General features: G+C 69.0%; 19 protein-coding genes. 10 read left to right on the forward strand and 9 right to left on the reverse strand.

The window, feature by feature from the left end:
- Position 1: 1 nt before the first annotated feature.
- The 3 genes from cysT to mnmH form a co-directional block, all read right to left on the reverse strand.
- Positions 2–868 carry a sulfate ABC transporter permease subunit CysT gene (gene cysT / locus ACPYIS_RS01900; protein ID WP_424895162.1) on the reverse strand — a complete coding sequence of 289 codons (867 nt, stop codon included), beginning with the start codon at positions 866–868 and terminating at the stop codon, positions 2–4.
- Positions 869–872: 4 nt separating this feature from the next.
- Positions 873–1,904 (reverse strand): sulfate ABC transporter substrate-binding protein, encoded by a 1,032-nt coding sequence (locus ACPYIS_RS01905; RefSeq protein ID WP_425973799.1) that lies wholly within the window; start codon positions 1,902–1,904, stop codon positions 873–875.
- A gap of 119 nt (positions 1,905–2,023) precedes the next feature.
- Positions 2,024–3,091, reverse strand: coding sequence for a tRNA 2-selenouridine(34) synthase MnmH (mnmH, locus tag ACPYIS_RS01910; RefSeq protein ID WP_299021567.1), 1,068 nt, complete (start codon positions 3,089–3,091; stop codon positions 2,024–2,026).
- Positions 3,092–3,136: 45 nt separating this feature from the next.
- Between mnmH and selD the strand changes: the two genes are divergently transcribed.
- Entirely contained in the window at positions 3,137–4,204 is a 1,068-nt protein-coding gene (gene selD, locus ACPYIS_RS01915; protein WP_425974139.1) for a selenide, water dikinase SelD, read from the forward strand.
- A gap of 43 nt (positions 4,205–4,247) precedes the next feature.
- Here the strand turns inward: selD and ACPYIS_RS01920 are convergent, their stop codons facing one another.
- Together ACPYIS_RS01920 and glmS are read right to left on the reverse strand one after the other, a co-directional pair.
- Positions 4,248–5,234 carry a metal ABC transporter solute-binding protein, Zn/Mn family gene (locus ACPYIS_RS01920; RefSeq protein ID WP_424858624.1) on the reverse strand — a complete coding sequence of 329 codons (987 nt, stop codon included), beginning with the start codon at positions 5,232–5,234 and terminating at the stop codon, positions 4,248–4,250.
- A gap of 118 nt (positions 5,235–5,352) precedes the next feature.
- Entirely contained in the window at positions 5,353–7,281 is a 1,929-nt protein-coding gene (gene glmS, locus ACPYIS_RS01925; protein WP_424858623.1) for a glutamine--fructose-6-phosphate transaminase (isomerizing), read from the reverse strand.
- 141 nt (positions 7,282–7,422) lie between these two features.
- Here glmS and ACPYIS_RS01930 point away from each other — a divergent pair, with 141 nt between their 5' ends.
- Together ACPYIS_RS01930 and ACPYIS_RS01935 are read left to right on the forward strand one after the other, a co-directional pair.
- A complete protein-coding gene (locus tag ACPYIS_RS01930; RefSeq protein WP_299021572.1) occupies positions 7,423–7,926 on the forward strand; it encodes an Lrp/AsnC family transcriptional regulator in 504 nt (167 codons plus the stop codon).
- 61 nt (positions 7,927–7,987) lie between these two features.
- Positions 7,988–8,443: an SH3 domain-containing protein gene (locus ACPYIS_RS01935; protein ID WP_299021573.1), complete on the forward strand. Its 456-nt coding sequence runs from the start codon at positions 7,988–7,990 to the stop codon at positions 8,441–8,443.
- 13 nt (positions 8,444–8,456) lie between these two features.
- On the opposite strand, the gene glmU is transcribed toward ACPYIS_RS01935, so the two are convergent.
- The gene (glmU, locus tag ACPYIS_RS01940) at positions 8,457–9,860 is read right to left on the reverse strand and encodes a bifunctional UDP-N-acetylglucosamine diphosphorylase/glucosamine-1-phosphate N-acetyltransferase GlmU (RefSeq protein ID WP_425973800.1); all 1,404 of its coding nucleotides are present in this window, start codon (positions 9,858–9,860) and stop codon (positions 8,457–8,459) included.
- Positions 9,861–9,992: 132 nt separating this feature from the next.
- Here glmU and purU point away from each other — a divergent pair, with 132 nt between their 5' ends.
- Together purU and ACPYIS_RS01950 are read left to right on the forward strand one after the other, a co-directional pair.
- Positions 9,993–10,841 (forward strand): formyltetrahydrofolate deformylase, encoded by an 849-nt coding sequence (purU, locus tag ACPYIS_RS01945; RefSeq protein WP_299021575.1) that lies wholly within the window; start codon positions 9,993–9,995, stop codon positions 10,839–10,841.
- Positions 10,842–10,855: 14 nt separating this feature from the next.
- Entirely contained in the window at positions 10,856–11,728 is an 873-nt protein-coding gene (locus ACPYIS_RS01950) for a LysR substrate-binding domain-containing protein (protein WP_299021576.1), read from the forward strand.
- A 21-nt stretch (positions 11,729–11,749) separates the two neighbouring features.
- Here the strand turns inward: ACPYIS_RS01950 and ACPYIS_RS01955 are convergent, their stop codons facing one another.
- The gene (locus ACPYIS_RS01955) at positions 11,750–12,175 is read right to left on the reverse strand and encodes an Hsp20/alpha crystallin family protein (protein WP_299021578.1); all 426 of its coding nucleotides are present in this window, start codon (positions 12,173–12,175) and stop codon (positions 11,750–11,752) included.
- A 296-nt stretch (positions 12,176–12,471) separates the two neighbouring features.
- Between ACPYIS_RS01955 and ACPYIS_RS01960 the strand changes: the two genes are divergently transcribed.
- Genes ACPYIS_RS01960 through ACPYIS_RS01975 form a run of 4 tightly spaced genes read left to right on the forward strand, consistent with a single transcriptional unit; the run spans position 12,472 to position 17,080 of the window.
- The gene (locus tag ACPYIS_RS01960; protein WP_299021580.1) at positions 12,472–13,971 is read left to right on the forward strand and encodes an FAD-linked oxidase C-terminal domain-containing protein; all 1,500 of its coding nucleotides are present in this window, start codon (positions 12,472–12,474) and stop codon (positions 13,969–13,971) included.
- A gap of 60 nt (positions 13,972–14,031) precedes the next feature.
- Positions 14,032–15,762 (forward strand): ATP-binding protein, encoded by a 1,731-nt coding sequence (locus tag ACPYIS_RS01965; protein ID WP_424858621.1) that lies wholly within the window; start codon positions 14,032–14,034, stop codon positions 15,760–15,762.
- Positions 15,759–16,721, forward strand: coding sequence for a delta(1)-pyrroline-2-carboxylate reductase family protein (locus ACPYIS_RS01970; protein WP_424858620.1), 963 nt, complete (start codon positions 15,759–15,761; stop codon positions 16,719–16,721). The genes ACPYIS_RS01965 and ACPYIS_RS01970 overlap by 4 nt, the downstream gene beginning before the upstream one ends.
- 14 nt (positions 16,722–16,735) lie before the next feature.
- Entirely contained in the window at positions 16,736–17,080 is a 345-nt protein-coding gene (locus ACPYIS_RS01975) for a RidA family protein (RefSeq protein ID WP_299022192.1), read from the forward strand.
- Between the two features lie 31 nt (positions 17,081–17,111).
- Here the strand turns inward: ACPYIS_RS01975 and ACPYIS_RS01980 are convergent, their stop codons facing one another.
- Positions 17,112–17,531, reverse strand: coding sequence for an Lrp/AsnC family transcriptional regulator (locus ACPYIS_RS01980; RefSeq protein WP_299022194.1), 420 nt, complete (start codon positions 17,529–17,531; stop codon positions 17,112–17,114).
- Positions 17,532–17,701: 170 nt separating this feature from the next.
- Here ACPYIS_RS01980 and ACPYIS_RS01985 point away from each other — a divergent pair, with 170 nt between their 5' ends.
- On the forward strand, positions 17,702–18,775 hold the full coding sequence (locus tag ACPYIS_RS01985) for an ornithine cyclodeaminase (RefSeq protein ID WP_299022197.1): 1,074 nt from the start codon (positions 17,702–17,704) through the stop codon (positions 18,773–18,775).
- Positions 18,776–18,796: 21 nt separating this feature from the next.
- On the opposite strand, the gene ACPYIS_RS01990 is transcribed toward ACPYIS_RS01985, so the two are convergent.
- On the reverse strand, positions 18,797–19,294 hold the full coding sequence (locus ACPYIS_RS01990) for an Lrp/AsnC ligand binding domain-containing protein (RefSeq protein WP_299022200.1): 498 nt from the start codon (positions 19,292–19,294) through the stop codon (positions 18,797–18,799).
- Between the last annotated feature and the right edge of the window lie 10 nt (positions 19,295–19,304).

A 19,304-nucleotide genomic window follows, 5' to 3' on the forward strand; every position in this document is an offset into this window, starting at 1 on the left:
GTCAGCTCCCCGCACGACGGCGCTGCCAGGCCTGCAGCGCATTGATGACAAGCAGCAGCGCAAACGACGCCAACAGCATCACAGTCGCCACCGCCGTGGCCCCGGCGAAGTCGTACTGCTCCAGCTTGCCGATGATGATCAGCGGCACGATCTCCGACACCATCGGCACGTTGCCGGCGATGAAGATCACCGAGCCGTACTCGCCCACCGCGCGGGCGAAGGCGAGCGCAAACCCCGTCAGCAGCGCCGGCAGGATGGTCGGGAAGATCACGTGGCGGAAGGTCTGCCAGCGCGTCGCGCCCAGGCACTGCGCGGCCTCCTCCAGCTCGCGCTCCGCGTCCTCCAGCACCGGCTGCACCGTGCGCACCACGAACGGCAGCCCGATGAAGATGAGCGCGATCACCACCCCGGCCGGCTGGAAGGCGAGCTGGATGCCCCACGGCTCCAGCCACTGCCCGATCCAGCCGTTGCCGGCCAGCAGCGCCGCCAGCGAGATGCCGGCCACCGCGGTGGGCAACGCAAACGGCAGGTCCACCAGCGCGTCGACCAGCCGCTTGCCCGGAAACCGGTAGCGCACCAGCACCCAGGCCACCAGCAGACCGGCCACCGCGTTGGCCATCGCCGCCAGCAGCGACGCACCAAAGGTCAGGCGAAACGCGGCCAGCACGCGCGGCGCCGTCACCGCGGCCCAGAACTCCGCCCAGCCCAGGGTCAGCGTCTTGGCCACCAGTGCCGTCAGCGGGATCAGCACCACGAGGCTCAGGTAGATGACGGTGTAGCCCAGCGTCAGCCCGAAGCCCGGCAGCACCCGCCGCCCGGTGCTGCGCGGGACGGCCGGCCCCGTCGCGACAAGCGTGATCGCGGTCATGGCCTCAGCGCCCCGCGGTGTAGAGCTGGTCGAACTGGCCGCCGTCGTTGAAGTGCACCCGCTGCGCCTCGGCCAGGCTGCCGAAGTGCTGCTGCACCGTGAACAGCTTGAGCGGCTTGAAGGTGGCGGCGTACTTGCGCAGCACCGCCTCATTGCGGGGGCGGATGGCGTGGCGCGCCGCGATTTCCTGCGCCTCCTCGGTGTACAGGAAGTCCAGGTAGGCCTTGGCCAGATCGCGCGTGCCCTTCTTCTGCACGGTGCGCTCGACGATCGCCACCGGGTTCTCGGCCACGATGCTGACCGACGGGTGGACCACGTCCACCTTGCCGGTGCCGAACTCGCGGTCCACCGACACCACCTCGGACTCGAAAGTGATCAGCACGTCCCCGATGCCGCGCTGCAGGAACACGCCGGTGGCATCACGGCCGCCGCGCGCCAGCACCGGCACGTTGCGGTAGAGCCGCCGCACGAAGTCGGCCGCCTGCTCGGGCGTGCCGCCGCGCGCCAGCACCTGCCCCCAGGCCGCCAGGTAGGCCATGCGGCCGTTGCCGCCCGTTTTGGGGTTGACCACCACCACCTGCACGCCCGGCTTGACCAGGTCGTCCCAGTCGCGGATGTTCTTGGGGTTGCCCTGGCGCACCAGGAACAGCATCGTCGATGTGGTGGGCGCCGCACCGTGCGGGAAGCGCTGCGCCCAGTCCTTGGCGACGACGCCGCGCTCGGCCAGGAAGTCGATGTCCGTGGTCGTGTTCATGGTCACGACGTCGGCGTCCAGCCCGTCGGCCACGGCACGCGCCTGGGCGCTCGAGCCGCCGTGCGACTGCTGCACCGTGACGTCACGGCCGCTGGTCTTCTTGAGATGCGCGACGAAGGCGGCGTTGATGTCCTTGTAGAACTCGCGCGCCACGTCGTAGGACGCGTTGAGCAGGGTGGCCGGCTGGGCGTGGGCCGGTGCGCTGGCGATCAGGCCGGCGCCCAGCGCCAGGGCAGCCAGGGGGGTGGCCCACAGGCCACGGTTGAATGAACGGCGTCGCATCGGGGATTCCTCCGGCGGATCGGGTGGGATGCTGGGAATTCTGGGCGGCGCCCTTCAAAACACAAACAATTATTTTCTAATTTCTTTATTACAAGAAAATATAACTTAGCCCCGAATCATCAGGGAAGACCATGCGCCGCCGCGCCCTCCAGCAACTCGACCGCCGCGCGCTCCAGCCCGGCCGCATCCAGCGCCGGCAGCGGGAGAGTCCGCCACGGCGGCACACCGGTCCGTTCCTGCGAGCGGCGGTAGAGCGGATCGTAGTGGTGCGTCATCAGCTCCGCGAACAGCTCGGTCAGCCGCCCCGCCAGCGCCCAGGTCTGCCACCGCGCCAGCGTCTCGTTGGACTGCAGGCCGCGCAAGGCCTGCAGCCGCTGGGCGAGCGCCTGGGGGTCGCGCCCCAGCCAGGCGTAGTCCTCCAGCACCAGCGCCAGCCGCGCCGCAAACGGCACCTCCACCTGCACGCGCGGGGCGCGCTGCAGCGCCGCCGTCATCGCCTCGGGCAACTGCACGGCGCCGATCTTGCGGCTCTCGGCCTCCACCCACACCGGCCGCGCGGGGTCGAAGCGCCGCAACGCATCGACCAGCGCGGTGTCGAAGGCCTTCTGGCTGGGCTGCAGCTGCCCGTCGGGCCACGCGCCCAGGATGGAGCCGCGGTGGCGCGCCAGCGCCTCCAGATCCAGCACCTGCGCCCCGCGGGCGGCCAGGGCCTGCAGCAGCCGCGTCTTGCCACTGCCGGTCGGACCGGCGATCACCCGCCAGTCCAGCGTCGGCGGCAGGGCGTCGAGCTGCTCCACGACCCAGCGCCGGTAGCCCTTGTACCCCCCCTGCAACTGCGCCGCGGCCCAGCCGATCTGGCGCAGCCATAGGGCAAACGCGCCGCTGCGCTGCCCGCCACGCCAGCAGTACACCAGCGGGCGCCAGCCGGCCGGCCGGTCCTGCATGACGGCCTCGATGTGGCGGGCGATGTTGCGCGCCACCCAGGCGCCGCCGATGCGCCGCGCCTCGAAAGCGCCGGTCTGTTTGTACAGCGTGCCGACGATGCGGCGCTCCTCGTCGTCGAGCACCGGCAGGTTGATCGCGCCGGGCAGGTGGTCGAGCGCAAACTCCGCCGGGCTGCGAGCGTCGATCAGCGTGTCGAACGCGTCGATCTGATCCAGCGTGACAATATCCGGTTTAGCGGCCATGGCAAGGCTGCGTGAGCTGTGAAGGGAACGAGAATGGACACCGAAATGCGCGACCCGAACCGACTGACCGCTTGGGCCCACGGCGGCGGCTGCGGCTGCAAAATCGCCCCCGCGGTGCTGCGGCGGCTATTGGCGCAAGTCCCCCCGCACCTCGCGCCGCCCGAACTGCTGGTGGGCACGGCGACCAGCGACGACGCCGCAGTCTACCGCCTGCGCGACGACTTGGCGCTGGTGGCCACCACCGACTTCTTCACGCCCGTGGTGGATGACCCCTACGACTTCGGTGCCATCGCCGCCACCAACGCGCTGTCGGACGTGTACGCCATGGGCGGCCAGCCGCTGCTGGCACTGGCACTGGTGGGCATGCCGATCAACCAGCTGCCCGAGTCGGTCATCGGCCGCGTGCTCGAAGGCGGGGCCGCTGCCTGCCGCGACGCCGGGGTGGCACTGGCCGGCGGCCACTCGATCGACACGGTCGAGCCGATCTACGGGCTGGCGGTCATTGGCACCGTGCACCCGCAGCGCGTCAAGACGAATGCGGGCGCCCGCCCTGGCGACGTGCTCGTGCTGGGCAAGCCGCTGGGCGTGGGTATTTTGTCCGCAGCGCTCAAAAAGGGACGGCTGGACACAGACGGCTACCAGCAGATGCGGCGCTGGACGACGCTGCTCAACCGCGCCGGCGCTGCGCTGGGCGAGCTGCCCGGCGTACATGCGATGACCGATGTCACCGGCTTTGGCCTAGCGGGCCACCTGCTGGAAATGTGCCGCCCGGCCGGCTTGCGCGCCTGCGTGGACAGCACCGCGCTGCCGGTGCTCGAGGTCAGCCGCGCGCTGCTGGCGCAGGGCATCGCCACTGGCGCCTCTGGCCGCAACTGGGCCAGCTACGGCGACGCGGTGGACCTGTCGGCGCTGGCGCCCGATGCGCGCGCCCTGTGGCAGTCGCTGATCACCGACCCACAGACCAGCGGTGGCCTGTTGGTCGCCTGTGCTCCCGACACACTGGCAGCGGTGCAGGAAGCGTTCACCGCCGCCCAGGGCCAACCCGGCTGGGTGATCGGCCGCCTGGAGGCCGTGGCCCCTGGCGAGCCGCCACAGGTGCGCGTGCAGCCGTGAGGCTAGGCCGCCGACCGTCATCGGCCTGTCGGCTTGCCCCCGATCAAGGACGCCCCTGAATCGCCTCGACCATGGCGCGCGTGTTGTGGCGCATCAGACTCACGTAGTCCGGCGCGGGCCCACCGGGTGGGGACAGGGCATCCGAGTACAGGGGAACCGGTGAGGGGGTGACCCCCGCTTCCTGCGCCACGCGTTGCACGAGTCGCGGGTCGGTTAGCCGTTCCACGAAAACCGCGCGCACGCCCTCGGCACGGATCTGCCGGATGAGGCGCGCCACCCCAGCCGCCGATGGTTCACTGCTGGTGCTGACGCCCTGCGCGGGTAAGAACTGCACCCCGTAGGCGTGGCCGTAATAGCGGAACGCGTCGTGCGATGTCACCACCTTGCGCTGTTGCGGGGGAATCGGTGCCCACGCGGCGCGGATCTCGGCATCGAGCGCCCGCAGCGTCTGGGTGTAGGTCTGGGCCCGCTGGCGGTAGTGGTCGCAGCCCGGTGCATCCTCGCGGCACAGCGCCTCGGCAATCCGTTGCGTGTAGTGGATGACGTGGCGCACGTCTTGCCAGGCGTGCGGGTCGTGCTCGCCGTGGTCATGACCGTGCTCATGTCGGTGCCCTGCTTTTGCGCCGTGGTCATGGCTGTCCCGCGCCGGTAACGGCTCGATGCCATCGGCCACGCGCACCAGCTCACCGCGGTAGTTGGCGTTGCGCAGCAGGCGCTCCAGCCAACCCTCATAACCCAGGCCGTTGACCACCAGCAACCGCGCCGCGGCCACCGAGCGCGCGTCAGCGGGCTTGGGCTGGAAGACGTGCGCGTCCGCCTCCGGGCCGACGAGGGTGCGCACCTGCACCCGCTCGCCACCCACCTGCTGCACGAGGTCGCCCAAGATGCTGAAGCTGGCCACGACGGGCACCGGTGCCGGGGCTTGCGCCTGCACGACGGGTGCCGCCCCGAAAGCGAGCGCACACGCCGCCACCACCTTCTTGCGCCACCCGCGCCATGACGCGGAGCGTTGCCATACGCGTTGCTGCATGAATGCCTCCGTTGTTTCCTTCTCGACACGCCGGCGCCACCCCGCCCCCCGCGCCGAGGAGAGCACTCGGGCCAGACCACCGGCTCTCTTCAACGTAGCACACACGTCAAGCGTCGCCCTACTCCACCGTCACGCTCTTGGCCAGGTTGCGGGGCTTGTCCACGTCGGTGCCGCGCAGGCACGCCGTGTGGTAGGCCAGCAGTTGCAGCGGCACCACGTGCAGAATGGGGCTCAGCGCCCCGTAGTGCTCCGGCAACCGGATCACATGCACCCCGTCGCCGCCGGCGATGTGGGTGTCGGCGTCCGCCAGTACGTACAACACCCCGCCGCGCGCGCGCACCTCTTGCATGTTGCTCTTGAGCTTCTCCAGCAGGGCGTCGTTGGGGGCTACCGTCACCACGGGCATGGCGCTGGTCACCAGCGCCAGCGGGCCGTGCTTGAGTTCGCCCGCCGGGTACGCCTCGGCGTGGATGTAGCTGATTTCCTTGAGCTTGAGCGCGCCTTCGAGCGCGATCGGATAATGCAGCCCGCGGCCCAGGAACAGCGCGTGCTCTTTGGCGGCGAAATCTTCGGCCCAGCGGATGACCTGTGGCTCTAGCGCCAGCACAGCCTGCAGCGCCAGCGGCAAGTGGCGCATGGCGCGCAGGTGGCGGGCTTCGTCCTCAGGGGTCAGGCGCCCTTTGGCCTGCGCCAGCGCCAGTGTCAGCAGAAACAGCGCCGCCAATTGCGTGGTGAACGCCTTGGTGCTGGCCACCCCAATCTCCACCCCGGCGCGCGTCACATAGGCCAGCTCGCACTCGCGCACCATGGCGCTGGTGGCGACGTTGCAGATGGTCAGCGTATTCGTCATGCCCTGCTGCTGCGCATGGCGCAGCGCTGCCAGCGTGTCGGCCGTCTCGCCGCTTTGGCTGATGGTCACCACCAGCGTGCGCGCATCCGGCACGGCGTCGCGGTAGCGGTATTCGCTGGCGATCTCGACCGTGGTGGGGATGCGCGCGATCGACTCCAGCCAATGGCGCGCCACGCAACCGGCGTAGTAGCTGGTGCCGCAGGCCAGGATCAGCACGCGGTCGATCTCACGAAACACGCGCCACGCCGCCCGACTGCGGATACCGTGGTCCTCGAACAGCTCGGGCACGATGCCTTCCACGCCCTCGAGCGTGTCGGCCAGCGCGCGCGGCTGCTCGAAGATCTCTTTTTGCATGTAGTGCTGGTAGGGCCCGAGCGCCACGTCTTGGCTGCCCACGTGCACCGTCTTGACGGGGCGTGCGGCCGCGTCCAGCGTGCGCCCGTCGGCACCGACGACGCGATAGCGCCCGAGCGCGACGTCCACCACGTCGCCCTCGGCCAGAAAGACGATGCGGTCCGTCACGCCCGCCAGCGCCAGTGCGTCGCTGGCCAAGTAGTGCGGCGCTGGCCCCTGCACCGCGGCGCCGATACCCAGCACGAGCGGCGAGCCGACGCGCGCCCCCACCAGGCGCTGCGGCTCGTCGTGGTGCAGCACGGCGATCGCATACGCCCCCCGCAGCTGGGCGGTCGCAGCCTGCACCGCCGCCAGCAAATCACCGTCGTAGTGGCTGTCGATGAGGTGGGCGATGACCTCGGTGTCGGTCTGACTCTCGAACACGTAGCCGCGCGCCTGCAACGCTGCACGCAGGGATTCGTGGTTTTCGATGATGCCGTTGTGCACCAGCGCCACACGCGGCGCGCGCTCGCCGGGCCGCACACCCGGGCCGTGACTGACGTGCGGGTGCGCGTTGTGCACGGCAGGCGCGCCGTGCGTGGCCCAGCGCGTGTGCGCGATACCCGTGGCTGCTTGCAGCCGCTCGGCCTGCACCTGCGCCTGCAGCTCGGCCACGCGGGCGGTGCTGCGCGCGCGCACCAAGCCACGCCGTCCGGCATCGGCCGCCACTGCACCGGCCAGCGGCGCTCCCTGGTGCACCGCCAACCCACACGAGTCATATCCACGGTACTCCAGCCGCTGCAGTCCCTGGATCAGCACCCCCACCACATCGGTCGTTGCGACCGCTGCCACGATTCCACACATGGGTCAATCCCCCGCTCTGGCTCGACAACAGCGCAAAGGTACGACAACCCACGAATGTGGAAACTTCTTTTTTTCTCTATTTTTGAAATAATCGTTCACTTCCCACCACGTGCGCGCAACGATTCCATTATCAATAGTTTTATGAACGATTTTTACATCGATGAGCTGGACCTCACCCTACTCGACCGGCTGCAAACCGACGCCGGCACCTCCTTGGCCGCGCTGGCGGCCCAATGCGGGGTGTCGGCACCCACGGTGTTGCGGCGCGTGCGGCGGCTGGAAGCCGCGGGCCTGATCGAGCGGCGCGTGGCCATCCTGCAGCCGCAGCGTGTGGCGGCGCTGCTGGGGCCTTGCCTGACCGCGATCGTGGAAATCGGCCTGGAACGCCAGGGCGACGAACACCTACGCGCCTTCGAAGCGCGCGCCGTGGCCGAGCCCGCCGTCCAGCAGTGCTACCGGGTGAGCGCGGGCCCCGACTTCGTGCTGGTCGTCACCGTGCGCGATATGGACGACTACCACGCGCTAGCCCAGCGGCTGTGGACCGAACACGGCAACGTGCGCCAAGTCAAAGCGTACTTCAGCGTGCACCGCGCCAAATTCGATCCACGGCTGCCGCTGCGGCGTCCCGGCCCAGCGCCGGCCTGACCCGAGCGAGCCCCCTGGCGTATCATTTGGCGGATATCCTTGGCACGAAAGGAGTCGCCGCATGGTCCCCATCCACCGCGCCATCGCGCGCACTTGGGCGCTGGCACTGGCCGCCCTGGCGCTGGGCGCACAGGCGCAAGAACTCGTCAGCGTGCGCAGCTCCGTCGTCAACCTGCGCGCCGCACCCGCGCCCGACGCCGACGTGCAATGGCAACTCAAACGGGGTTACCCCTTGTTGGTCCTGCAGCGCCAGGGCGACTGGCTGCGCGTGCGCGATTTCGAGGGCGACGAAGGCTGGATCGCAGCGCGCGTCACCGGCCCAGAGCGGTACCACGTGGTGCGCACGCGCACGCTCAACCTGCGCAGTGGCCCTGGCCTAGAGTGGCAGGTGGTGGGTCGCGCCCGCTATGGGGACGTGCTGGCCACCGTGCGCCGCCAAGGAGACTGGGTGCAGCTACGCGCCCCGGACGGCAACGGCACGGTTTGGGCGGCCAGCGAACACCTGTGGGGCTGGTGAGCGCGGACCGCCCTCAACGCGCTTTGCGCGGGCGTTGCCAATTCGGCACCGTGACCGGTTTGGCGCGCGCCACCGTGAGCGCACCAGGGGGCGTGTCCTTGGTGACGGTGCTGCCGGCGCCGATCGTGCCGCCCGCCCCCAGTGTCACGGGGGCCACCAGCACGCAGTTGCTGCCGACGTGCACGTCGGCCTCGATCACGGTGCGGTGCTTGGAGGCGCCGTCGTAGTTGGCGGTGATGCTGCCCGCCCCGTAGTTGACGCGCTCGCCCACGGTCGCGTCCCCCAGATAGGCCAAATGGTTGGCCTTGGCCCCGGCCGCCAGCGTGCTGTTTTTGACTTCCACGAAGTTACCGATGTGCACCTCCGGCCCCAGCCGGGTGCCGGGCCGCAGGCGCGCAAAAGGCCCTATCCGGGCATGCGCCCCCACGGTGACACCCGAGCGCTCGCCGTCGATGTGGGTGAAGGGCTCGATGACGGCACTGGCCTCGATGCGTGCGTTGGCGATCACGCAGTGCGCCCCGATGCGCACGCCATCCCCCAGTTCGACCCGCCCCTCGAACACACAGTTGACGTCGATTTCCACGTCCTGGCCGCACACGAGCTCGCCCCGCACGTCCAGACGGGCGGGGTCGGCCAGCCGCACCCCCTGCGCCAGCAACGCATCGGCCACGCGGCGCTGAAGCGCACGCTCCAGCGCCGCCAGCTGCGCGGGACTGTTGACACCGGCCACCTCCAGCGCGTCATCGATGCGGTGCGCCACCACCGGCACACCATCGGCCACCGCGTGCCGCACCACGTCGGTCAGGTAGAACTCGCCCTGCGCGTTGTGATTGTCGAGTCGCGACAACCACGCACGCAGGCGGCGAGTCGGCGCGGCCAGAATGCCGCTGTAGACCTCGGTCAGCGCGCGCTCGGCGTCCGTGGCGTCCTTTTCCTCCACGATGCGCTGCACCTCACCGTCGGCGCCGCGCACGAGGCGCCCGTACCCGTGGGGCTCAGCCATCGTGACGGTCAGCAGCGCCAACGCATCCGGGCCCGCACTCGCCTGGGCCGACAGCAACGCGGCCAGCGTCTCGGGGCGCGTCAGCGGGACGTCGCCCGACAGTACCAGGGTCACACCCTCGTCGTCCAGGCACGGCATGGCCTGCTGTACCGCGTGACCGGTGCCCCACTGCGGCTGCTGGCGCACCGCCTGCCAGGGCAGATCGGCGGCCAGCGCGGGCAGCGCGGCCTCCACCTGCTCGGCACCGTGGCCGGTGACCACCACCGCGCGTCGCGCCGCCAGACCGCGCGCCGTGTCCAGCACGTGGCCCAGCAGCGGGCGGCCCGCCAGCCGCTGCAACACCTTGGGCAGCGCGCTCTTCATGCGCGTGCCTTTGCCGGCGGCCAGTATCACGACGTCCACGGTGTGGGACATGGGCTTTCCTCCAAAATTGCCTGCGCGGGTGCCGCGGCACCCGCGAGTCGCGATTATCCCGCGCTCACATGGGGGGAGTCGCGCGCGCCGTCCGACCGAGAGCGACGAGACAAAACAGCGACAATTCGCTCCATGCAAGACACGTTCGTTCTCACCCTGTCCTGTCAGGACAAGCCCGGCATCGTGCACGCCGTCTCGGGCTTTTTGCTGGAACTCGGCGGCAATATCGAAGAAGCCGCCCAATTCAACGACCGCGACAGCGGGCGCTTCTTCATGCGCGTGCAGTTCACTTGCCCCGGCCATGACACCAGCGCCCTGCGCGAGGCAGCCAGTGCGTTTGGCGCTCGCCACGGCATGGCGTGCCGCCTGCACCCGTGGCACGAGCCCATGCGCACCGTCATCTTCGTCAGCCAGCAGGGGCACTGCTTGAACGACTTGCTGTTTCGCTGGAAAAGCGGCCTGCTGCGGCTGGACGTGCGCGCCATCATCAGCAACCACCGGGATTTTTACCAACTGGCGGCCAGCTACAACATCCCCTTCCACCACATCCCGGTCACTCCGTCGACCAAAGCCCAGGCCGAGGCACGCCAACTCGAGATCATCGAGCAAGAAGGTGCCGAACTCGTGGTGCTGGCGCGCTACATGCAAATCCTGTCTGACGACCTGTGCGAGCGGCTGGCGGGGCGCGCGATCAACATCCACCACAGCTTTTTGCCCAGCTTCAAGGGCGCCAAGCCCTACCATCAGGCGCACGAGCGCGGCGTCAAGCTCATCGGCGCCACCGCGCACTACGTGACCGCCGATCTGGACGAGGGCCCCATCATCGAACAAGACGTGGCGCGCGTGGACCACAGCATGACGGTGGAGGACTTGACCGCGATCGGCCGCGACACCGAGAGCCAAGTGCTGGCGCGCGCGGTCAAATGGCACAGCGAACACCGCGTGCTGCTCAACGGGCAGCGCACGGTGGTGTTTCGCTGACACCGGGAGCCCCCATGGCCGCCCCGCGCATCCCGCCCATCCAGTGCCTGCTGACCTTCGAGGCGCTGGCGCGCCTGCGCAGCGTGACGCAGACCGCCGACGAGTTGTGCGTCACCCCCAGCGCGGTCAGCCACCGCATCCGTCAGCTGGAGGAGCAGCTCGGCGTCAAGCTGTTCGGGCGTGCCGACTTCTCGCTCACCACCGAGGGCAGTGAATACCTGGCCCAGGTGCGCGAGGGCCTGGCGGCGCTGCAGCGCTTTCCCAGCCGCCACGCCACGCCCGGGCGGCGCAAACTGCGGCTGGCGGTCACGCCCACCTTCGCGCGCTCGATCCTGATGCCGCGGCTCAAGCACTTCTCCGAGGCCTACCCGGAAATCGACCTCACGCTGCAGGTCAGCATCCCGCTGCTGGACGTGGTCGCCGAGGACGCGGACTTGACGATCCGGTTCGGCACCGGGCGCTACCAGGACGTGGAGTTCGCCTGCATCCTCAAGGACGAGGTCACGCCGCTGGCCTCGCCCGCCTTTGCACGGGAACACGGGCCGTTCGAGCGGCCCGAGGACCTGGAAGGCTTGCCCCTGCTGCGCAGCCCGCTGGAGCCGTGGCGCACCTGGTTTGCCGCGCACGACCTGGACTGGCCCGAACCCGTCGAGGGTTCGCAGTTCAACGACATCGGCCTGATGTGTGACGGCGCGGCCGCCGGCATGGGCGTGGCGCTGGTGCGCCTCAAACTGGGCGCGCCGTGGCTGGAAAACGGCACCTTGGTGCGACTGTACCCGCGCAGCGTGCCCAGCCCGCACGCGCATTATTTGTGCTGGCGGGCGGGCACGATGGAACGCTGGGAATGCGCGACTTTCGCAGCCTGGCTGCGGCAGGCCATCGGCTGACGGCCTGCGCGCCGCGCAGCATCACTCGATACGGATGCGCTTGCCGACCACCGCGGCCTTCTTGGGCAGCACCAGCGTCAGCACGCCGTTTTCGTACTTGGCGCTGGCTTGCGTCTCGTCGACGTCACCCGGCAGCGCCAGCGTGCGGGAGACCGCACCGAAGTAACGCTCGCTGTGCAGCACCTTGTCGCCGTCGCGCTTGACGTCCTCTTGCTTGACTTCGGCACCGATCGTCACGACGTTGTTTTCCACCGTCACCTGGATCGCGTCCTTGGACACGCCAGGGATCTCGGCGGTGATGGTGTAAGCGTTGTCGGACTCGCTGACGTCGAGCTTGATTTGCTGCGGCAGCGGCTCGCCGTGCAGCGGCCGGATGTAGAAGCCCGGCGCCAGATCGCGGAAGAATTCGTCGAACAGGCTCATACGGCGGGGAATCAGGTTGCTCATGAAAATCTCCTTCGAATCAGAGGGTTCGTGGAGGATGTCCCTCCGGATGGCTGGCCCTCCACCACACCGGCCATCCGCCTTGCTTGGTTTCCTAGATGGGGACCTGCGCACCGGTTTCAAGACCCCAAGCCTGATGGGGTCGAACCCACTGCCGTCCGAGACAACGCGACGCCGCCTCGCCCTGCGCGCCTGCGCTCACACCCCATTGAAGGATTTTTCAGCCCTGTTTGGCCTGGCTGGCCTACACTGCAGGCCAGCCGCGCGTGCATGCGCCCGCACCGAAAGGACTCGCTGCCATGACCACCCACGACCGCCAAGAATCCAACGCCGTGTTGCGCGCCGAGCGACAGGCCGAAGTGGTGCGCGCGCTGGCCGCGGTGCTGCCTGATCACGCCCTGCTCTACACCGCGGAGGACACCACGCCCTACGAGTGCGACGGCCTGACCGCCTACCGCCAGCGCCCACTGGCCGTGGCGCTGCCCGAGACCGAGGACCAGGTGCAGGCCGTGTTGCGCACCTGCCACGCGCTTCAGGTGCCGGTGGTGGCACGCGGTGCGGGCACCGGGCTGTCGGGAGGTGCCATGCCGCACCCGCTGGGCGTGACGTTGTCGCTGGCCAAGTTCAACCGCATCGTCTCCATCGACCCACTGGCACAGACCGCCGTCGTGCAAGCAGGCGTGCGCAACCTGGCCATCAGCGAAGCCGCCGCACCCTTCGGTCTGTACTACGCGCCCGACCCGAGCAGCCAGATCGCCTGCACCATCGGCGGCAACGTGGCCGAGAACTCTGGTGGCGTGCACTGCCTCAAGTATGGGCTGACGCTGCACAACGTGCTCAAAGTGCGCGGCTACACGGTCGAAGGCGAGCCGGTCACGTTCGGGGCCGACGCGCTCGACGCCCCAGGACTCGATCTTTTGCCGCTGGTGGTGGGCTCGGAAGGGATGCTCGCGGTGGTGTTGGAAGTGACGGTGCGCCTCGTCCCCAAACCGCAACTGGCGCGCTGCATCATGGCCAGCTTCGACGACGTGCGCCGCGCCGGCGAGGCGGTGGCCGCGGTGATTGCCGCCGGCATCATCCCTGCGGGACTCGAAATGATGGACAAGCCCATGACGGCGGCAGTGGAGGCTTTCGTACAAGCCGGCTACGACCTGGAAGCCGAGGCGATTCTGCTGTGCGAAAGCGACGGCACGCCCGAGGAAGTGGCGGAGGAGATCGAGCGCATGAGTGCGGTGCTGCGCAGCGCCGGCGCCACGCGCATCGCCGTCAGCCGCGACGAAGCGGAACGGCTGCGCTTTTGGAGCGGACGCAAAAACGCGTTCCCCGCCAGCGGTCGCATCAGCCCAGACTACATGTGCATGGACTCGACCATCCCGCGCAAGCGGCTGGCCGATATCCTGCAGGCCATCCAGCGCATGGAGCAGACTTATGGGCTGCGCTGCGTCAACGTTTTCCATGCGGGCGACGGCAACCTGCACCCACTCATCCTGTTCGACGCCAACGACCCCGACCAGCTCCAGCGCGCCGAGCGCTTCGGCGCCGACATCCTGGAGACGAGTGTCGCCATGGGCGGCACCATCACCGGCGAGCACGGCGTGGGGGTGGAAAAGCTCAACAGCATGTGCGTTCAATTCAGCCCGGCCGAGCGCGAGCAGATGATGGCCATCAAACGCGCCTTCGACCCCCGGGGGCTGCTCAACCCGGGCAAGGTCATCCCCACGCTGCAGCGCTGCGCCGAGTACGGCAAGATGCTGGTGCGCGGCGGGCGCCTGCCCCATCCCGACCTTCCGCGCTTTTGATTCCGCGCGGCCCACGCGGGCCATATCGAGGCTGCCGCGGCTTGCGCTACAGTTGCCAGCATGCAGCCGCTGCCCCGCGACCCCTGGCCCTCGCACCTGCCGCCGTCGTTTTTTGCCGCCCTGTCGGCCGAGGGCGATGACCAGCCCAGCGACACGGCGGCGGTGGATGCCACGGCGACCCTGCAGCGCCTGCTGTTGGCGCTGCCCGATGGGGTGCTGAGCCTGGATGCGCACTGGCGCTGCCGCCACGCCAACCCCGCCGCGCAGCCGCTGCTGCGCCCCTCCCTGTCGTGGGAGCACGTCGCTGGGCAATCCTGGCACGAGGTGCTGGACGACGAGTGGATCGAGGCGCTGTTGCCCTGGATGGCCACCGTGATGCGCGGCGAGGCCGGGCAATTCACGCTGCAACGCGGCCACGATGACCAGGCCCACCACTGGAGGGTGAGCCTGCTGCCCGAGCGCAGCGGCGACGACGTGGTGGGCGCCTTCGTGCTGTTGCGAGACGAAACGGCGATGCAGCAGCAACAGGCCGCGTGGCACGCACAGCAACGTGATCTGCAACAGCGCTTGCAGCACCAGGACGCGCACCTGGCCGAGCAGCAGGCGCGCTGGCAAGCCCTCTCCGGCAGCCTGCGCGACGCCGCGATCTTTTTTTTGGACACCCACGGCGCGATCCAGGACTGGCCCAGCAGCGCCGAGCGCCTGCTGGGCTACGCGGCACCGGCTGTGCTGGGCACCACCGGTCCCGACACCCCCGAGCACCCCCACCCGCTACCGGCCGACACCGCGCTGGCGCTGGAGCGCGCCGCGCTGCTGGGACAAGCCGAATCGACCGGCTGGCTGCGCCGCGCCAATGGCGATCGGCTGTGGGCGCATTGGGTGTTTGCCACGCTCACCGGCCCCCAGGGCGAGCCTCTGGGCACCGCCTGCCTGGTGCGCGACATGACCGAGGCGCGCCGCCTGGAAGCGCTGCTGCGCGAGTGGAACCAGGCGCTCGAGCGCGAGGTGGACGAACGCACCCGCCAGCTGCAGGCAGCGATCGCGGATTTGGAAGCGTTCTCTTACTCCGTCTCGCACGACCTGCGTGCGCCGCTGCGCCACATCACCAGCTACGTGCAGCTGCTGCGCGAGGATTTGGGCGCCGCACCGTCGGCCGACGTCGCCGAGGACCTGCGCATCATCGACGAAGCCGCTACCCGCATGGGCCAGTTGATCGACGGCTTGCTCGCGTTCGCGCGGCTGGGTCGCACCGACCTGCGACGCCAGCCGGTGGACATGCTCGACCTGCTACGCAGCAGCCTCAACCGCGTCCAGCACGACCCCAGCCTGCGCCGGGCCGATGGTGAGGTTGAACTGCACTTGCCCGCCGGTTTACCTGCGGTGGAGGGCGACCCCCTGCTGCTGTCCCAGGTCTGGGACAACCTGCTGGGCAATGCGTTCAAATACAGCCGCCCGCGCCAGCCCGCCATCATCACGGCAGGGGGCGAGGTACGCGATGCGTCCGATGGCACTCGCGAAGCCGTATTCTGGGTGCGCGACAACGGCGTCGGCTTCGACCCCGCGCGGGCCGAGCGCTTGTTCGGTGTCTTTCAGCGCCTGCACCGCCCGCAGGACTTCGAAGGCACGGGTATCGGCCTGGCGCTGTGCCGCCGCATCATCGAGCGCCACGGCGGCCGCATCTGGGCGGAGAGCCAGCCCGAGCAGGGTGCCACGTTCGCGTTCACCCTGCCGTTGGCGGCGCCGTCGGGTCACGCCACCACCGCGCCGGATGCCACCCACCCCAGCCCATGACATCACCCGTTTGGCTCGACCCGCGCGCCACGGCCGACGCCTTGCCCTATCCCAGCTTGGCGGACACCATCGAGGCCGTGCTGCGCGACGCTCGCGTCACCGTTCCGCCGCGCCAGGTGCTGACACTCGCGGCAGGCGGTAGTCTGTTCGTGATGCCGGCGTTCGATGAGACGGTCGCCATCACCAAACTCATCACGTTCGTCGCCGACAACCCCTCGCGCGGGCTGGCCACGATCCAAGGCGACGTCCTGGTGTTCGATGCGCGCGATGGCCGCCGACGCCTGGTGCTGGACGGCCCCACCGTCACCGCACGGCGCACGGCGGCGGTATCGCTGTTGGCGGCGCGTCGGCTCGCGCCCAAGCCGCAGGGCCCGCTACTGATCGTGGGAGCCGGGGTACAAGGCCGCGCCCACCTCGAGGCGTTTGCCGTTGGCTTGGGCGTGCGTGAAGCGCACATTGCCTCCCGCAGCGCCGCCAGTGCGGACGCCTTGGTGCGTCATGCCCGGTCCTTGGGACTGCAAGCGCGGCACGTGGACGATGCCAACGCCGCATTGGCGGACTGCCCACTGGTTGTTAGCTGTACGCCCGCCCACACGGTCGTGCTGCACACCGCGCCCCGGCCCGACGCCTTTGTGGTGGCAGTGGGGGCTTTCACCCCCCGCATGGTGGAATGGGCACCAACGGTTTGTCGGCACGTGGCCGCGACAGGCACCCTGTTGGTGGACACCCGCGACGCGGACCACGAGGCCGGCGATCTGCTGCAGGCAGGAATCGACGTCACTGCATTGCCCACACTGGCCGATGTGGTGTGCGAAACCCCCGCCTGGCAGCGGGTGGCATGTCACGATGGCCCCATTTTTTTCAAGAGCTGCGGCTGGGCCGGCTGGGACTTGGCCGCGGCTCGATGCGCGCTGGCGGCGCAGACCCGGCGTGCCAGCCCCGGTTCAACCCCTCCCTGATGAAGGATTCAACCATGGTGCAACGCTTCGACGTCGGACCGCGCTTGTCCGAGATGGCCATCCACCACGGCACGGTTTATTTGGCGGGGCAGGTGCCCGACGATCCGACCCAAGACATCGAAGGCCAGACGCGCCAGGTATTAGGCATGATCGACGCCTTGCTGGCGCGCGCGGGCACCGACAAAACGCGGCTGCTGATGGTGCAGATTTTTCTGGCCGACCTGGCGGACTACGACGGCATGAACCGCGCCTGGGACGCGTGGGTGCCCACGGGGCACACGCCGCCGCGCGCCACGGTGCAAGCGCGCCTAGCGCGGCCCGAGTGGAAGATCGAGATCGTCGCCACCGCGGCCCTGTAGCGACCGGCGCCGCTGGGCTGCACCGACGCCCTCAACGGTACGTGCGCAGGTGGATGCTGGTCTCGGTGCTGTGGATGCCCTTGATCAGCCGGATGCGCTCGAGGATGTCTGACAGCTCGTGCATGGACAGCGCCTCCAGCTCGGCCAGCAAGTCCCAGCGACCGTTGGTGTCGTGCAATTTCACCACCCCCGGCTCGCCCAGCAGGCTGGCGATCACCGCACGCGTCTGGTTGCCCTCGACCAGCACGCTCATCCAGGCGCGGATGCGCTCGGGCTCGGCCTCGGGGCGCAGGCGCACCGTGTAGCCGAGGATGACGCCCGCGTCTTCCAGCTTGCGCATGCGGTTGGTCACGGTGCCGCGCGAGACGTTCAGTTTGTAGGCCAAATCGGCGACGCTCAGACGAGCGTTGCGGCGCAGCAGCGCGATGAGGGCTTGGTCGATCTCGTCCATCGTGCTCGCATTCTGACATATTGACAATCGATCTTTGGCATTTCGTCAACCTACCAACGAAACGTCAACGTTTTGACGTTTTACTTTGACAGGCGTCTGGCGCACACTGCGGGGTACACGCAGCGCTCCCGCTCCCGAGGAGCCGCACACCGACACGACTGGAGACCCGCATGACCACCCCTTTCCCGCTGACGCCCCGCATCGCCACCCGCTACATCAGCGCACCGACCATGGTGCGGCTGGTGCAGACGGTTGGCGTGGCGCAGAGCATTCGTGACATCGCCCAGCGCGTCCGCGCCGATTTTTGCCGGTGGAGCGACTTCGACAAAACGGCGCGCGTGGCCAACCATTCGGACGTCGGCGTCATCGAACTGATGCCGATCGCCGACACCGTGCGCTACAGCTTCAAATACGTCAATGGCCACCCCAAAAACACGCGCGACGGGCTGCCCACGGTGATGGCATTCGGCGTACTGGCCGACGTGCGCACCGGCGCGCCACTGCTGCTGAGCGAACTAACGCTGACCACCGCGCTGCGCACCGCGGCCATGTCGGCGCTCGCCGCGCAAGCCCTGGCGCGCCCCGACAGCCGGGTGATGGCGCTGATCGGCAACGGTGCGCAGGCCGAGTTTCAGGCGCTGGCGTTCCAGCACCTGCTCGGCATCACCGAGCTGCGCCTGTTCGACACCGACCCCGCCGCCACCGACAAACTCGTGGCCAACCTGCACGACAGCGGCCTGGTGCTGACGCGCTGTACCAGCACGGCCGAAGCGGTGCGGGGCGCAGACATCGTCACCACCGTCACCGCCGACAAGACCAACGCCACCATCCTGACACCAGAAATGATCGAGCCCGGCATGCACATCAACGCGGTCGGCGGGGACTGCCCGGGCAAGACCGAGCTTCACGCCGATGTGTTGCGCATGGGCCGCGTGTTCGTCGAGTACGCCCCCCAGACCCGCATCGAGGGGGACATCCAGCAACTGCCGCCCGATTTTCCGGTCACCGAGCTGTGGGAAGTGCTGACCCAGCGCGCCCCGGGACGCCAAAGCGCGCAGGACGTGACCGTGTTCGATTCGGTCGGCTTCGCGCTGGAGGATTATTCGGCCTTGTGCTTCGTGTACGAGACCGCGCAGCGCCTGGGACTGGGCGAGACGTTGGATTTGATCCCCACCCTCGACGACCCGAAAGACCTGTTCGGCACGCTGCGCGCGCGCCGGGCCGCGCTGCGCCGCGCGGCTTGAGGGCACCCGTACCCACCGCGCCTACCGCAACAGCGGGAGGCGGTGGGTATGTTTCACCTCCTCCATGACGGCATAGGTGCGCGTCTCGCGCACGCCGGGCAGCTGCCACAGCACGTCGCCCGCAAAGCGGCGGTAGTCGGCCATATCGGCCACGCGCGTCTTGACCAGGTAGTCGAAGCCACCCGCCACCATGTGGCACTCCAGCACCTGGGGGGCCGCTTGCACCGCAGCCTTGAACTGTTCGAACACGTTGGGGGTGGTGCGATCGAGCAGCACCTCCACGAACACCAACAGCCCGGCACCGAGCTTTGCCGGGTCGAGCCGCGCCTCGTACCCCAGGATGTAGCCCTCGCGCGTCAGGCGCTGCACCCGTGCCAGGACCGCCGTCGGCGATAACGCCACCGCCTCGGCCAACTTCAGATTCGTGATGCGCCCGTCGCGCTGCAGTACATCCAGGATGCGCAGGTCGATGCGGTCGAGCTCGTGCAGGGGTCGAGCGGCGCCCGTCACTTCCGACATTTTCACTACT

Origin of the sequence: Tepidimonas sp. HKU78, assembly GCF_049860815.1 — a bacterium.
Taxonomy (GTDB): Bacteria; Pseudomonadota; Gammaproteobacteria; order Burkholderiales; family Burkholderiaceae_C; genus Tepidimonas.